The sequence below is a fragment of the Ideonella sp. A 288 genome (assembly GCF_002198735.1).
GTDB lineage: Bacteria > Pseudomonadota > Gammaproteobacteria > Burkholderiales > Burkholderiaceae_C > Pseudaquabacterium.
Window position 1 is genome coordinate 95,539 of sequence record NZ_MWLO01000139.1, and the last position, 14,380, is coordinate 109,918.

The 14,380-nt window shown below is 72.8% G+C and carries 12 protein-coding genes; 6 read left to right on the forward strand and 6 right to left on the reverse strand.

The annotated features are described in order from the left end of the window. Window positions 1-12: 12 nt before the first annotated feature. On the reverse strand, window positions 13-1,509 hold the full coding sequence (locus tag EOINJALH_RS21595) for a M48 family metalloprotease (RefSeq protein WP_088283971.1): 1,497 nt from the start codon (window positions 1,507-1,509) through the stop codon (window positions 13-15). 119 nt (window positions 1,510-1,628) lie between these two features. On the opposite strand from EOINJALH_RS21595, the gene EOINJALH_RS21600 reads away from it, so the two are divergent. Next, window positions 1,629-2,885 (forward strand): AAA family ATPase, encoded by a 1,257-nt coding sequence (locus EOINJALH_RS21600; RefSeq protein ID WP_088283973.1) that lies wholly within the window; start codon window positions 1,629-1,631, stop codon window positions 2,883-2,885. A 7-nt stretch (window positions 2,886-2,892) separates the two neighbouring features. Here EOINJALH_RS21600 and EOINJALH_RS21605 read toward each other — a convergent pair whose 3' ends face one another. Genes EOINJALH_RS21605 through EOINJALH_RS21615 form a run of 3 tightly spaced genes read right to left on the reverse strand, consistent with a single transcriptional unit; the run spans window position 2,893 to window position 6,715 of the window. Further along, the gene (locus tag EOINJALH_RS21605; RefSeq protein ID WP_088283975.1) at window positions 2,893-5,127 is read right to left on the reverse strand and encodes a molybdopterin-dependent oxidoreductase; all 2,235 of its coding nucleotides are present in this window, start codon (window positions 5,125-5,127) and stop codon (window positions 2,893-2,895) included. 38 nt (window positions 5,128-5,165) lie between these two features. Next, window positions 5,166-6,230 (reverse strand): S1C family serine protease, encoded by a 1,065-nt coding sequence (locus tag EOINJALH_RS21610; RefSeq protein ID WP_088283977.1) that lies wholly within the window; start codon window positions 6,228-6,230, stop codon window positions 5,166-5,168. A gap of 2 nt (window positions 6,231-6,232) precedes the next feature. Continuing rightward, complete coding sequence (locus tag EOINJALH_RS21615) at window positions 6,233-6,715, reverse strand: thioesterase family protein (protein WP_088283979.1); 483 nt, start codon at window positions 6,713-6,715, stop codon at window positions 6,233-6,235. 54 nt (window positions 6,716-6,769) lie between these two features. On the opposite strand from EOINJALH_RS21615, the gene EOINJALH_RS21620 reads away from it, so the two are divergent. Both EOINJALH_RS21620 and EOINJALH_RS21625 read left to right on the forward strand, forming a co-directional pair. Beyond that, on the forward strand, window positions 6,770-7,069 hold the full coding sequence (locus tag EOINJALH_RS21620) for a hypothetical protein (protein WP_088283981.1): 300 nt from the start codon (window positions 6,770-6,772) through the stop codon (window positions 7,067-7,069). Between the two features lie 20 nt (window positions 7,070-7,089). Then, on the forward strand, window positions 7,090-7,410 hold the full coding sequence (locus EOINJALH_RS21625) for a hypothetical protein (protein WP_088283983.1): 321 nt from the start codon (window positions 7,090-7,092) through the stop codon (window positions 7,408-7,410). A 507-nt stretch (window positions 7,411-7,917) separates the two neighbouring features. Here EOINJALH_RS21625 and EOINJALH_RS21635 read toward each other — a convergent pair. Further along, window positions 7,918-9,096, reverse strand: a complete 1,179-nt coding sequence (locus EOINJALH_RS21635; protein WP_088283988.1) for a hypothetical protein — start codon at window positions 9,094-9,096, stop codon at window positions 7,918-7,920. A 192-nt stretch (window positions 9,097-9,288) separates the two neighbouring features. On the opposite strand from EOINJALH_RS21635, the gene EOINJALH_RS21640 reads away from it, so the two are divergent. From EOINJALH_RS21640 to EOINJALH_RS21650, 3 genes are read left to right on the forward strand one after another with little or no spacing between them, the layout of a single operon-like run. Beyond that, entirely contained in the window at window positions 9,289-10,245 is a 957-nt protein-coding gene (locus EOINJALH_RS21640; protein WP_255407134.1) for a YafY family protein, read from the forward strand. Further along, window positions 10,238-12,493: a helicase-related protein gene (locus tag EOINJALH_RS21645; protein WP_088283990.1), complete on the forward strand. Its 2,256-nt coding sequence runs from the start codon at window positions 10,238-10,240 to the stop codon at window positions 12,491-12,493. Before EOINJALH_RS21640 ends, EOINJALH_RS21645 begins: the two co-directional genes overlap by 8 nt. A 52-nt stretch (window positions 12,494-12,545) precedes the next feature. Further along, entirely contained in the window at window positions 12,546-13,442 is an 897-nt protein-coding gene (locus EOINJALH_RS21650; protein WP_088283992.1) for a hypothetical protein, read from the forward strand. A 4-nt stretch (window positions 13,443-13,446) separates the two neighbouring features. Here the strand turns inward: EOINJALH_RS21650 and EOINJALH_RS21655 are convergent, their stop codons facing one another. Beyond that, window positions 13,447-14,346, reverse strand: a complete 900-nt coding sequence (locus EOINJALH_RS21655) for a DMT family transporter (protein ID WP_088283994.1) — start codon at window positions 14,344-14,346, stop codon at window positions 13,447-13,449. Window positions 14,347-14,380: the final 34 nt, after the last annotated feature.

The window sequence follows — 14,380 nt, forward strand, 5'->3', positions numbered from 1 at the left end:
GGGCGGCCGGTTTCAGCGCACCTGCACCACCTTGACCAGGCGCCCTGGCGTCACCGCCTGGCCGCTGTAGCTGCCGTTGAGCAGCAGCAGCTGGGCGCGGGCATGCGGGCCCAGCGGCGAGCGCCGGGCCAGTTCGTCGAAGCCCCCGGCCGGCAGCGGCACCAGGCGGATCTCCCACGACCGCGCGGCGGCACGCTCGGCTTCGCCGATCAGGCGGAAGCTGGCCTCGGCCTCGCGCAGGCCGGCGCGCGACCGCTCCAGCGCCGCGGCGTCCTTGGCGGCGTAGGACATCAGGTAGTGGCGGTTGCCCGGCCCGGTGGCGAGGGTGAGCTCGAAACCCTGCGCCTGGCCCTGCGCATTGCGGCGGCTGCCGGTGAGGTGCGTGGCCGACAGACCGCCGCCCAGCGTGCGCCGCTCGCTGCGCACTTGCTCGGGCTTGATCAGGTTGCGCACGATTTCGTCGTGCGTGGCGCCGGCCTGGGACGGCACCAGGCGCACCACCAGCGCCGCGTCGCCGGCCGCATTGACCAGCGTGATGGCCTCGGTGTCGTTCTGGATGCTCCACTGGGCCGGGGCGGTCAGCGCCACGCCCAGCGGCTCGTGGAAGAAATGCCGGCCGCGGGTGACGCCCTGCTCGCGGCTCTCGCCGAAGGGGATGGCCTCGATGGCCTTCAGGTAGCGCGCCCGGCCGTCGTCGTCGTAGCTGCCCTTGTAGGCCGCGGCGCGCCGGGCGATCTCGGCCAGCCGCTGCTCGCCGCTGGGGTGCGACGACAGCCAGTTGGCCTGTTGCGGCGCGGGCCGGCCTTCGGCCTTGGCCACGTCGGCACGGAACAAATCCTGGTCGCGCAGCGTGCGGATCACGTCGACCATGTTGCTCGGGTCGTACCGGGTGCGGGCCAGGTACTCGGCGCCGAGCTGGTCGGCCTGCAGTTCCTGGTCGCGGCTGTAGCTGGCGATGAAGCCGGCCGCGGCGGCCTGCGACAGCTGCCCGGCCATGTTGCCGGCGCCGGAGACCCCGCCGCTCTCGAGCACCGCGCCCAGCACGGTGGCGGCGAACACGCCGATGCCCGCGGCCTGGGCGCGCGTCGCCCGCTGGGCACCGTGGCGCGCGGTGACGTGGCCGATCTCGTGGCCCAGCACGCCGGCCAGGTCGGCCTCGCTGTCCAGGTAGGCCAGGATGCCGCGGGTGACGTAGACATAGCCGCCCGGCAGCGCAAAGGCATTGACCTCGGGGCTGTCCAGCACGGTGAAGGTCCACTTCAGGCCGGCCCGGTGCGACTGGCGAGCCAGCCGCTGGCCGATGTCGTCGACATAGGCCTGCAGCGGCGGATTGGACAGCAGCGGGTACTCCTTCAGCACCTCGGCGTGGCCCTTGGCGCCTTCGGCGATCTCGCTGCGCTCGTCCATCACCGTGCGCTCGTCCTGGCCGGTGACCGGGTTCTTCACGGTGCTGCAGGCGCCCAGCAGGGCGGCCACGACGAGCAGCAGGGCGAGGCGGTGTCTGGGCATGGGCTTGTCTCTCCTGGGCATTGGGGCGGTGCATCGGCGCGCGGGGCCGGATGCGGGGCGAGCGTATCTCAAGTGCGGTGCGCCCCGGTGCGCCGGGCTTCGCCTAACATCCCGTCCCCATGTGGGACGCCCTCGTCACGGCCCTGAAGGCCCAGCTGGACAACCAGGTGGTGGCCGGCGCCGTGGCACTGGGCCTGATCGGTGTGGTGGCCGCCTCGCTGCGCAGCGTGCCGGCGGCGCTGTGGTCGCAGCTGCAGCGGGCCTTCGTCGTCACCGCGGTCATCGACAGCCGCAACGACCTGTTCCCGGCCTTCGTCGCCTGGCTCAACGACCAGCGCTTCGGCCAGCGCAGCCGCTGGTTCACGGTGATCCAGGCCGCGCCGCCGGTGGCCGATGCGGCCGAGGGCGAGGACGGCTCGCCGCAGCTCGCGTACAGCCCGGCGCCGGGCTTCCACCTCTTCTGGCACGACGGCCGGCTGATGTGGCTGCAGCGCGAGATCGCCATGAACCTGCAGGTCATCGAGACGGTGCGCATCGGCGCGCTGTTCGCGCCGCGCCGCGCGCTGGAGGCGCTGTTCGAGACCGTGCTGCAGCATGCCGGTGCACGCCGCGCCAACCGGCTGGCGCTGTACACCGTGGACCGTTGGGGCGAGCAATGGCACCTGGCCGACACCAAGCCGCTGCGCAGCCTGGACTCGGTGGTGCTGGACCCCGGCGTGGCGCGGCTGCTGCACGACGACATCCACGAGTTCTTCGACCGCCGCGAGTGGTACGCCGGCCTGGGCATCCCGTGGCGGCGCGGCTACCTGCTGCACGGGCCGCCGGGCACTGGCAAGACGAGCGTGGCCTACGCGCTGGCCGGTGAGCTGCGCCTGAAGCTGTGCGCGCTGTCGCTGACCAACCCGAAGCTCAACGACCACACGCTGGCCGACCTGCTGCAGCGCACGCCAACGCGGTCGCTGATCCTCATCGAGGACATCGACGCTTTCTTCAGCGCGCGGCGCACGCTCGACCAGCGCATCGAGGTCAGCTTCTCGGGCCTGCTCAATGCACTGGACGGTGTGGCCGCGCAGGAAGGCCGCATCGTGGTGCTGACCACCAATCACCGCGAACAACTCGATGCGGCGCTGATCCGCCCGGGCCGCATCGACCTGGAACTGCGCCTGGGCAACGCCACCGCCGCCCAGTTGCGCGCGCTGTTCCTGCGCTTCCACCCGAGCGCGGTGGCCCAGGCCGATGCGCTGGCGGCAGGCTACCCGGATGGCGCGCTGTCGCCGGCCCAGATCCAACAGGCGCTGCTGGCGGCCGACGATGCGGGCGACGCGGTGGCGCGGCTGACGGCCGCGGCGGCCGAGTCCTCGGCCACGGCCGCCTGATCGGGCGTCAGCCGCCGGGCGGCGCCGGCATCACCTCGACCGCCACGCCGGACAGCACGGCGTTGCCCGACAGCGGGTCCATCTGCGACTCGTCGAGCACCGCATTGAGGTTGGCGCCGGGCCGCTCGGCGGCCAGGCCCAGGCGCACCCCCGGCAGGTCGTGCCCCCAGCCGTGCGGCAGGCTCACCACGCCGGGCATCATCGCGGTGCTGAGCGCCACCGGCGCCTCGATGTGCGCATCGCCGCGGCGGATGCGGGCCAGCGCGCCGTCGGCCAGGCCCAGGCGGGCCGCGTCGTCGGGGTGCACGAGCAGCGTGCAGCGCTGCGGCCCCTTGGCCAGGGTCGGCAGGTTGTGCATCCAGCTGTTGTTCGAGCGCACGTCGCGCCGGCCGATGATGACCATTGGTGGGCTCGGAGCGTCCAGGTCGGCCAGCGCCCGCGGCAGGTCGGCCAGCAGCAGCGGCGGGGCCAGCTCGACCCGGCCGCTGGGCGTGCGCAGCACCTCGGGCAGGCGCGGCTGCAACTCGCCCAGGTCGATGCCGCCGGGCGTGTCGGCCAGCCTGGCCAGCGTCAGGCCGTCGGGCACGACGCCGAAGCGGTCGCCATGCGGGCCGCTGCGCAGCGCCAGGTCGACCAGCCGCTCGGGGCCGGTCCAGCGGCCCACCGACTGCAGCACGCTGTCGGCCTGGTCACCCGCCATGCGCCGCACGTCGTCGGCTGCCAACTCGTCGTCCAGGGCCTGCACATCGGCGCCGGCCCCACGGCCGCGCACGATGGCCGTCAGCTTCAACAGGCTCTGCCAGTCGGGCAGGTGCCCGACCGGGGGCTCGAACACCGCCGCGCTGTAGCGCGCCTGGTTGCGCCAGCTCAGTTGCGGGAAGGCGATGTCGTAGTGGCCTTCCTCCAGCGGCGACAGGCCCGGCAGCACGACATCGGCGTGGCGCGTCGTCTCGTTGAGGTAGATGTCCAGGCTGACCATGAAGTCCAGCCCGTCCAGGGCCCGGGCCAGGCGGGCACCGTTCGGCGCCGACAGCACCGGGTTGCTGGCCACGGTGATCAGCGCGCGCACCTGGCCGGGGCCGGCCGTCTCGATCTCTTCGGCCAGCGCGTTGATCGGCAGTTCGCCGAACACCTCGGGCGCGCCGCTGACGCGGGCGCGGTGGCGGCCGGTCGATACGCCACGACCGCGGCCCGGGGGCCCGGCGGTGTTGGCGGCGAACGCGGGCGCCTTGGCGAACATCACGCCGCCGGGCTCGTCGAGTCGGCCGGTCAGCACGTTGAGCACGTCGATGAGCCACGAGGCCAGCGTGCCGTAGGCCTGGGTGCAGGTGCCGATGCGGCCGTAGACGCAGGCGCGCGGCGCCGCGGCCAGTTGGCGTGCGAGCCGACGGATCGTGTCGGCGCCGATGCCGCAGCGCGCAGCGGCGCGCTCGGGCGTGAAGCCGGCCACCGCGTCGCGCACTGCGTCGACGCCGGCCACGTGATCGGCCGCCCGGCCCAGCCGCACCAGGTCCTCGTCGAACAGCGTGCGCACCATCGCCGCCAGCAGGAACACGTCGGCGCCGGGGCGGATGAAGTGGTGCTCGTCGGCGACCTCGGCGGTCTCGGTGCGGCGCGGGTCGATCACCACCAGGCGCCCACCCCGGGCCCGCAGCGCCTTGGCCTTGCCGCGGAAGTCGGGCACCGTCCACATGCTGCCGTTGCTGGCCATCGGGTTGGCGCCGATCACCAGCATCAGGTCGGTGCGCGGCAGGTCGGGCAGGGCCACCGACAGCCAGTGCCCGTACATCAGGCCCGACTGCAGCTGCTTGGGCATCTGGTCGAGCGTGCTGGCCGAGAACACGTTCTTAGTGCCCAGCGCGCGTGCCAGTCGGGCGAAGTACAGCAGCAGCCCCATCTTGTGCGCCGCCGGGTTGCCCACGCTCAGCGCCACCGCGTCGCGGCCGTGCTCGGCCAGCAGTGGCGGCAGGCGGCGATCGATCTCGGCGAAAGCCTCGTCCCAGGTGGCCGGCACACGGCGCCCATCGCGCTTGATGAGCGGGGTCCGCAGGCGGTCGGGATCGTCGTGCAGGTCCTTCAGCGCATAGGCCTTCGGACAGACATAGCCGGCGCTGAACGGGTCGGCGTCCAGGCCCCGGATGCCCACCACCCGACGGCCCTCGGTGCGCACCTCGAGGCCGCAGCAGGCCTCGCACAAGGGGCAGATGCGGTAGTGGGAGCGGACGGTGTCGGGCGTGGGCATGGGCGTCTCCGAGGGGGCCGCGGGGCGGGAGGGACGGCTCAGTCGCCCGCGGCCAGTGTCGCGTTCTGCTTGCGGGTGCGGCCGCCGCGCGACAGCGTCAGGCTGACGGTGTCGCCGGGCTGGTGCCTTTCCAGCACGGTGAGCATGTCGTCGAGGCTCTTCACCGGCTCGTTGTCGATGGCGGTGATCACGTCGCCCGGCACGATGCTGCCGTCGGCCGCGCGCGCGAACGGCTGCAGCCCTGCCTTGGCCGCCGGGCTGCCCGGCGACACGCGCACCACCGCCAGGCCATCGGGCAGGCGCAGCGCACGGTGCACGGCCTCGTTGGCCGACGAGATGCCCAGCGACGGCCGGGTGATGCGGCCGTCGCGGATCAGGCGCGGCACGATGCGGTTGACCTCGTCGACCGGGATGGCGAAGCCGATGCCGGCGCTGGCGCCCGAGGGGCTGTAGATCGCGGTGTTCACGCCGATCAGGCGGCCGGCAGAATCGAGCAGCGGGCCGCCGGAGTTGCCGGGGTTGATGGCGGCGTCGGTCTGGATCGCGCCGCGGATGGTGCGGTTGTTGGCGGAGTCGATCTCGCGGTTCAGCGCGCTGACGATGCCGGTGGTCAGCGTCTGGTCGAGCCCGAACGGGTTGCCGATGGCATAGACCCTCTGCCCGACCACCAGGTCGCGGCTGGTGCCGATGGGCACGGGTGTGAGCTTGTCGCGCGGCGCATCGATCTTGAGCACGGCGAGGTCACGGTCGGCGAACACGCCGACCAGCGTGGCCCGGTGCACGCTCTGGTCGGCCAGTGTCACCGTGGCGCCGCTGCCGCCCTGGATGACGTGGAAGTTGGTGACGATGTGGCCCGCCGTGTCCCACATGAAGCCGGTGCCGGTGCCACGCGGCACCTGCTGCACGTTGCGCGAAAAGAAGTCGCGCTCGAGTTCGAGCGTGGTGATGTGCACCACGCTGGGGGACAGGCGCCTGAACACATCGATGTGGGCCACCTCGTCGGCGGCCAGTGGCGCACGGGGCGTGACGGCGCGCTGGGCGATCGCCGGTGCCACCGCCGAGGCGAGGGCGATGGCCGCGGCCAGGAACGCGGTGGTGCGCATCGTCAGCTCACGATGTAGGCCGCCGCCGCCGTGGCGATCAGCGTGCCGTCGTCGGAGACCAGCTGCATCTGCGTCGAGCCGACGCGGCCGCCCAGCCGGGTCACCTCGGCCGACGCGATGAAGTGCTGGCCCATGCCTTGGCGCAGGAAGTCCACCCGCAGGTCGATGGTGCCGACCTTCAGGAAGCGGTGCATCACCTGTTCGGCGCTGTCCGACGGGTGCCGCTCGGCCACGGCCAGCATCAGCGCGCAGCCGCCCATGGCATCGAGCGCGGCCGAAATCACGCCGCCGTGCAGGCGGCCGTAGTGGAAGTGCCCGATCAGTTCGGGGCGCATGTCGAAGCGCACCAGGAAGCGCGGCCGCAGCGCCTGCACCTTCAGGCCCAGCACCTCGTTGAACCTGATCTTGTGTTCCACCAGGTCGGTGAGTTCGGCATCGAGCCGCGCCTGCTCGTCGGGCGTGCGTGGGGGCAGTGAAGGGGTCATGGTCGGCAAGGATAGCCGCTCAAGATTTGCCCGGCGGCGCCGAAACCAAGGGTCATGACACGCCTGGACACCTTCCTGCTCCTGCTGCTGGCCGGCATCGGCTGGGGCTGCGGCTTTGCGCTGATCGGCTTCGCCGTGTTTCGCGGCGTGCCGGGCAATGCGTCGCTGGCGGCGATCTTTGCCGGCTTCGGGTTCGCGGCCGGCGTGACCATCGCCGCGATCCGTCTGGCGCTGGAGCGGCAACTGCCGCGCTCGCTGGCGATGGGCCTGCGCTCGTCCGAAGTGCAGCCAGACCGCGCCAGGATCGATGCCGTGGCCCCCGCCTCGGCCAGGGTCAGCGTCTTCGGTGCCTGAGCCGCTCCTGACGAGCCACCATGATCCACATCCAGATCGCCAACACACTGAGCGAAGACGGCGTCGGCGACATCCGCTGGGTGCTGCTCGACCCGAGCGAGTCGCCAGCCGCGGCACCGGCGATCGCCGAGGCCACGACCGCGGAGGCCGCCGGGGCGGCGCCGCGCGACCCCGATCCGTCTCCGCACACCGGCCGCGAGGCCGACTGGACCTACCAGGTGTTGCGCGTGCTGGTGCTTGCCTCGGCCCTGGCCGGCGCCCTGTGGCTGGCGTCGTCGACGCTCGAACGGCGCGGCCCGATGGTCAAGGCACCGATGGCCGCGGCGTCTGCGCGGCCCTGACGCCAACGGGCTGAACCAGGGGAACCCGATGAGCGACGACCTCAAGTCCGGTGCGCTGGGCTGGCACGACACCCGCGTTCAACTCGGCATCGAGATGCGCGTGCACTTTTTCGACCCGGACGAGGTCGATGCGCGCGTCAGCTTCGTGGAACGCTATCTCCCGGTGTTCACCCGGGCGCGACCCCGGCTGATCGGCGAGCCGCAGCAACGGCAGTCGTTCGTGGCGGGTGACCTGTCCGCGGTCGTCGACGCCGTGCTCGAGCACGGCAACGGGCTGCTGTGCCTGACCTACCGCCACACCGAGCGGCAGTTCGTCGAGCGCGAACGCTGGTCTGCGCAGGTGCGGGTGGATGCCATGCTGCAGTCGATTGCCGGCGCGATGGCGGTGGCCGGTGCCCGGCAGCAGCCCACGGTGGCCCTGCTGCGGCTGGGCAATGCGCTGCTGCATTTCTCGCCAGGGCCACCCGTGCTCGAATGCCTGGCCACCAGCGTGGGGGCGGCCCGGCGTTACTGGAACGCGCCCAAGGCCGTCACCACCGCGCAGTTGGCCAGCTTCTGCGAGCCGCGCTTGCGGTCGCTGCCCGGCATCGGCCTGTCGGCGCCTCCGGCGTCGTGGCAGACGGTCGCCGGCACCTGAACCCGGCCTGAAGTCGCGAGCGCCCAGCCGTCGGTGGCGTGGTCGAGGCTCAGCCAGGTGGCCCCTGGGGTCGCCAGATCGCGCGACGCCGCCCGCTGCAGCAGCCGTTCGCAGTCGGCCGAGGTCAGGCGCAGTGCCAGCCGCTGCCAGCGGCGATGGACGAGCGGGTCGGCCCAACTGTCCTCCAGCGCCTGCCGCAGTACCGTGCGGTCGGCGGCCTGTCCCGCCGACAGCCGCCGGGCCAGCAGCGTGTGCATGAACACCTGGAAGGCCTGGCGCAGCTCGCTCGTGGGCATCAGTGCGGCCAGCGTCACCAGCCGGCGCGCATAGCCCGCGTGCAAGAACTGCAGGGTCAGCATCACCTGCACGGCCTGCACCGGGTTGAGCACGCGCACGCGGTTGGGCGGCAGCAGGCGCAGCGGCACCGTGGCGGCCACGTGGTGCGGCAGCGGCGTCGCGAAGCTCATCAGCACGCCCAGCCGGGACCATTCGGCGGCGGCCAGCGTGTCGGCGCTGCCCGCGCCATCGGCCGCCAACCGATCGGCGACCGCCAGGGCCTCGTCCCAGCCGAGCGTGGCCTTGGCGCCGGCCGCCCGTGCGCTCAGCGTGGCCAGGTTGCCCGCCGCCACACCGGCGCGGTCGCACAGGCGCACGACCCGGGCCCCGTCGTCGGTGATCGGCTCCCGGGTGACCGGGCAGGTGTCGACGGCGATCTGGCGCAGGAACTGCGGCGTCACCTGCACGTCCTCGAACACGCGACCGTCCATCCAGGCCGCCAGGCGCAACTGCAGCCAGCGGCGCACCCAGGGCGTGGCGGGCAGGGTGCGCCCGCCGAACACCGCACGGCCGTTGCGCCAGCCCTGGTGCACGGGGCTCTCAGCCTGCAGGTGGGCCATCGGCGGGGTGAGGCGATGACGGGCGTGGTCGCGGCCGATGGCCCAGGCCACCGGGTCGACCGGCGTGCCGGCGTCGGGGGCGTGAAGGCGCAGCGCCACGGTCGGGCGGTGCGCGGCGACGGGGGTGTCGAAAGGAAGGGCGGCTTGGGCCATGTCGAAGCTCCTGGGGGCGCGGCGCCGGGACACCCCGGCTGAGCGAAGTCTCCGGGCCAGGTGGCTCAAAGCGTGAGCCACCCGCGCGCGATCGCGTGCGCGGCTCGCGGGGTGGCTGGGAAACCCCTGTGGCAGACTGCGGCGACGGCAAGTCGCCGTCCCCGGAGCGTTTCCCTGGCCAACACCGCCCGCCTGTACAAGATCGAGATGCTCATCCGCCACAAGGGCCTGGTGAGCTTCGCGAGCCTGTTGCAGGAACTGGAGGTGTCGGCCGCCACGCTCAAGCGCGACCTCGAGTACCTGCGCGACCGGCTGGGCGCCCCCATCGTCTACGACCGCGAAGGCAACGGCTACCGCTTCGGCAGCGAGTACCGCAGCCAGAAGCATGAGCTGCCGGGCCTGTGGTTCAACGAGCGCGAGCTGTATTCGCTGCTGATGGCGCACCAGTTGCTGAGCGAACTCGACAGCGATGGCCTGCTCAGCCGCCACCTGCAGCCGCTGCTCGACCGCATCCACGACCTGCTGGGCCCGGGCGGCGAAGACGACGCCCACGCGTTGATGCGGCGCGTGCGCATCGTCAGTGCGCTGCGCCGTCCGGTGGCCAGCGAGCATTTCGAGCGTGTCGGCGAGGCCTTGCTGCGGCGCCGACGCCTGCACATGCGCTACCTCACCCGCACCCGAGGCGAAGTGAGCGAGCGCGAGGTCTCGCCACAGCGCCTGGTGCACTACCGCAGCACCTGGTACCTCGACGCCTGGTGCCACACGCGCGAGCGGCTGCTGCGCTTCGCGCTCGATGCGGTGCAGGTGGCCAGCATTGGCGACCAGCTGGCCAAGGAAGTGCCGATGCGCCAGGTCGAGGCCGAGATGGACGCCGGCTACGGCATCTACGCCGGCGGACAGAAGCGCTGGGCCGTGCTGCATTTCACCGCCCAGGCCGCTCGCTGGATCAGCCAGGAGCAGTGGCATCCCGAGCAACAGGGCCGTCGCCTCGACGACGGCGGCTATGAACTGAAGTTGCCCTACGTGGACGAGACCGAGCTGGTCATGGACGTGCTGCGCCAGGGCGAGCAGGTCCGGGTCATCGAGCCTGATTCCCTGCGCGACGCTGTGCGCCAACGCCTGGCGCTGGCCCTCCATGCCTATGACTGACACCCCGCCCGACACCTCGCGCAAGCCCGCGCCGCAGCTGAGCCTGCCCAACCCGCGGCATGTGCAGCGCCTGCCGGCGGGCATCGACCCCGCGTCGGCCGAGCGCATCCGCCAGGCCGCCTACCTGCTGCCGCAGACGCTGACACCCCTCGATTGCGACGACCTGCCGCCGCGCGAGGCCGAAGTGCGTTTCGAGGCCGAGGGCCTGATCCTGCTGCAGAAGGCCTTGGCCGAGCACCGGCCCAGCCGCTGGATCGCGCCGGACGCCATGGCGGCGGCGCTGCGCCACCTCGACGAGGTGGGCACCCGACCGGGCGTGCGGCCGCTGATGGCCGAGCGCACCACGGTGCTCGACACGCTGGGCCTGTCGCGCCAGGGCACTCGCTGGGACCGCCTGGTGTCGCAGGCCCTGTCGATCGAGGTGCCGGGCCAGGACGAGCCGTGGTCGCTGGCCGTGGCGTTCCGCGTGCCGGTGGCGGCGCAGCCGGTGTGGGATTTCTACCGCACGGGCGACGGCGTGGCGCTGCGCGCGGCGCTGGGCCCGGTGCCGCCGCACCCGCAGGCCGCCGAGCTGCGGGCACACCTGCAGGGCCTGCTGGCGCGCAGCGCGATGCACAGCCCGCAGCAGCTCGACGCGCTGCTGCCGCGCCTGCAATCCGAGTGCTCGACGCCGCAGCCGCTGGCCGATCTGCTGGCTGCCTGCACCCGCGCGCAAGATCGCTGGGAGCACCAGGTCAACGAGCAGGCCACGCTGGCCGGGCTGACCCGCGAGCTGGCCTTCCAGGGCTACCCCGACAGCTTCACGCTGGCGCGGCAGCTGCAGCGCACGGTGACGCTCTACGTCGGTCCGCCCAACAGTGGCAAGACCCACGCCGCCTTCGAGCGCCTGGCACAGTGCGAGGATGGTGCCTACCTGGCGCCGCTGCGCCTGCTGGCGCTCGAAGGACGCGACCGCCTGGTGGCCCGCGGCGTGCCCTGCAGCCTGCTCACCGGCGAGGAGAACGTGCCGGCCGACGGGGCGCGCGTGGTGTCCAGCACCATCGAGATGGTCAACACCCGCCGGGCCATCGACGTGGCGGTGATCGACGAAGCGCAGATGGTGTTCGACAGCAGCCGGGGCTGGGCGTGGACGCAGGCCATCGTCGGTGTGCCGGCCAACGAGGTGATCGTCATCTGCTCGAGCTTCGCGGTGTCGGCGATCGAGAACCTGCTGGGCCTGTGCGGCGAGCGCTGCACGGTGCGCCAGTTCGAGCGCAAGCAGCATGTGGAACTGCTGCACGCCGCGGTGCCGATCGCCGCGCTGCGCGAGGGCGATGCGGTGGTGGCCTTCAGTCGGCGCGACGTGCTGATGCTGCGCGACCAGGCGGCGGCCAACGGCAAGTCGGTGTCGGTGATCTACGGCGCGCTGCCGCCGGAGGTGCGGCGCCGCGAGGCCGAGCGCTTCGCCGGTGGCGAGTCGCAGATCCTGGTGGCCACCGACGCCATCGGTATGGGCCTGAACCTGCCGATCCGGCGGGTGCTGTTCAGCACGCTGGTCAAGTTCGACGGTGAGGCCGACCGGCCGCTGTCGGTGTCCGAGGTGCACCAGATCGCCGGCCGCGCCGGCCGCTTCGGCATCCACGAGGAGGGCTTCGTCGGCGTGTTGCGCGAGGCCGAGGCCAGCGCCGCCCGCACGCTGAAGGACCTGCTGCCGCGCAGCCCGCGCGCGCCCCGCGACTTCAAGGCCCCGGTGGCACCGAACCCCTGGCATGTGGAGACCATCGCCGACCGCCTGGGCAAGCGCAAGCTGCGCGAGGTGCTGGAGGTGTTCCGCGACCAACTGGCGCTGGACAACGCCCACTTCGCGGTGGCCGACCTCGACGCGATGATCGAACTGGCCGGTGCGCTGGACGAGCAGGCCGCGGCGCTGCCGCTGCGCGAGCGATTCATCTACTCGCAGGCGCCGGTGGACTCGCGCACGCCGGCGCAGGTGACGCAGTTCCTCGACTGGGCGCATTCCCATGCGCGCACGGGCAAGGCCGGCACGCCGTGGTTCCTGGATTCGGTGGACGGCCACAGCCGCCTCGACCGCATGGAGCAGGCCCTGCGCTCCTGCACGCTGTGGCTGTGGCTCGACCTGCGCTTTCCCGGCATCTACGGCGAGGTGCCCGAGGTGCTGGCGATGCGCGCACAGCTCAACGACGGCATCGAGCGCCAGCTGAAAGGCCAGCGGCCGCTGTGGCAGGCGCGCGGGCGCCCACGCCACTGACGGTCGGGCGGCACCCGCCGGCACCGTCGAACACGGCACTGGCATCGACGCCATGCGACATCCCACCGCCATGGTGGCCCTCACCCTGCTGATGTCCTCTGCCCCTGCCGGCGCCGACAGCTCGAGCCCCGGGCTCGCGTCGTACTACGACCGCCACATGGCCCTCGTCGATGGCGTGGCCCATGGCTGGACCGGCACCGGCGTGCCGAGGCGCCTGCTCGACGGCGTGCGTCAGGTGGGGGTGTCGAAGGACGCGTACTTCGTGCTCCAGCGCGACGGCACGCTGGCCACCTTCACCGACCCGGCCACGCCGGCCGTGGTGCTGATGCGCGGCGTGGCATCGTTTGCCGCCGGCGCGTCCGGCTGGCGCGCCATCGACGCGCACCGGGTGCTGTGGCACGGCGTCGGCATCGCGGCGCCGCGGCGCGTGGCCGAGCCGGTGGTCGATGCCTGCGTCGGCGACAGTGCCGACTACCACGTCACCGCCGACGGCCGGCTGTGGGTGCAGGGGCTGGCCCACCGCGGGCAGTACGGCGATGGGCGGCTGCAGGCCACGGCCGAGCCGGTGGCCACGGCCGACGGTGTGGTGGCCGTGCGCGCCCACACTGGCCATGCCCTCCACCTGCGGCGCGACGGCACGGTGATGGGCACCGGCGGCAACCGCTTCGGCCCCTTGTCGTCGCATGGCCTGGGCGACAAGGCCGACCGTTGGGGGCCGATCTTCGAGCGCGCCGTGGCCATCGCCACCGGTTCTCGGCATTCGGTGGCCCTGCGCGCCGATGGCAGCCTGTGGGGCTGGGGTGAAGGCTTCGGCATCGTGCCGACCCAGCTGATGGACGGGGTGGCCGAGGTGGCCGCCGGCGACACCGCGACCATCGCGCGGCGCCGCGACGGCAGCCTGTGGCAGTGGAACGGCGGCGGCGCGCCGCGGCGGCTGATGCCCGAGTGACGCGTCAGCGTCGCCGCAGCCCCAGCGCCATCACCGCGCCGACGACCAGCAGCGCGCCCACGCCCTGCACCGGCGTCACCGCCTGGCCCAGCACCGGCCAGGCCAGCGCCAGCGCGGCCACCGGTTCCACGTTGAGGATCGGTGAATTGCCCACCACGCCCAGCTTGGGCAGCAGCGTGAAGAGCACCGTGAAGGCGGTGCCGTAGAGCAGGCTCAGCAGGGCCAGGCCCCACCAGCCGGCGCTGGCGTCGGGCCAGTGCAGGCCGCCTTGCGTGGCGGTGCCGGCCAGCGCCAGCAGGCCGACCATGGCCATGGTCATGGTCGTGCGCCAGCGGCCGTCGAGATCGGCCACCTCGTGTTGGGTCAGCGCCAGCACCAGGCCGAAGGCGGCGGCGGCGACGATGGCGAAGGCCACGCCGGCGCCCATGCGGCCCCACTGGGCCTGGGCGCCCAGGCCCGACGCGGCCCCGGTCACGTCCAGCGCCAGGCCCAGCCCGACCAGGATCACCGGCATGGCCAGCAGCACCGCGCGCTCGGGCCGATGGCGGTACAGGGCCCAGGCGGCCGCGGCTGTCCACAGCGGGTAGGTGTTGAAGGCCAGCAGCGCCAGCCCGACGGGGATGCGCGCCACCGACGAGTAGATGCAGGCGCTCTGCAGGGCCACCAGCAGGCTGATCGCCGGCATCACCCGCAGGTGGCGGGGCTTCATCGCCAGCGGCAGTCGGTTCACCCACACGATCAGCCCCACCACCAGCGCGGTGGACAGGCTGCGCACCGCCACCGCGGTGGCCACGTCCACGCCGTGGTCCAGCGCGACGCGTGCAGCAACGTGGTTGCCGCCGAACATGCACGCCAGCAGCAGCAGCGTGACGAAGGCCTGCGGCGTCAGCGCCTGGGCGGCCATGGCGGCGCGTGCGAAGGGTGGGGCGCGCGGATGG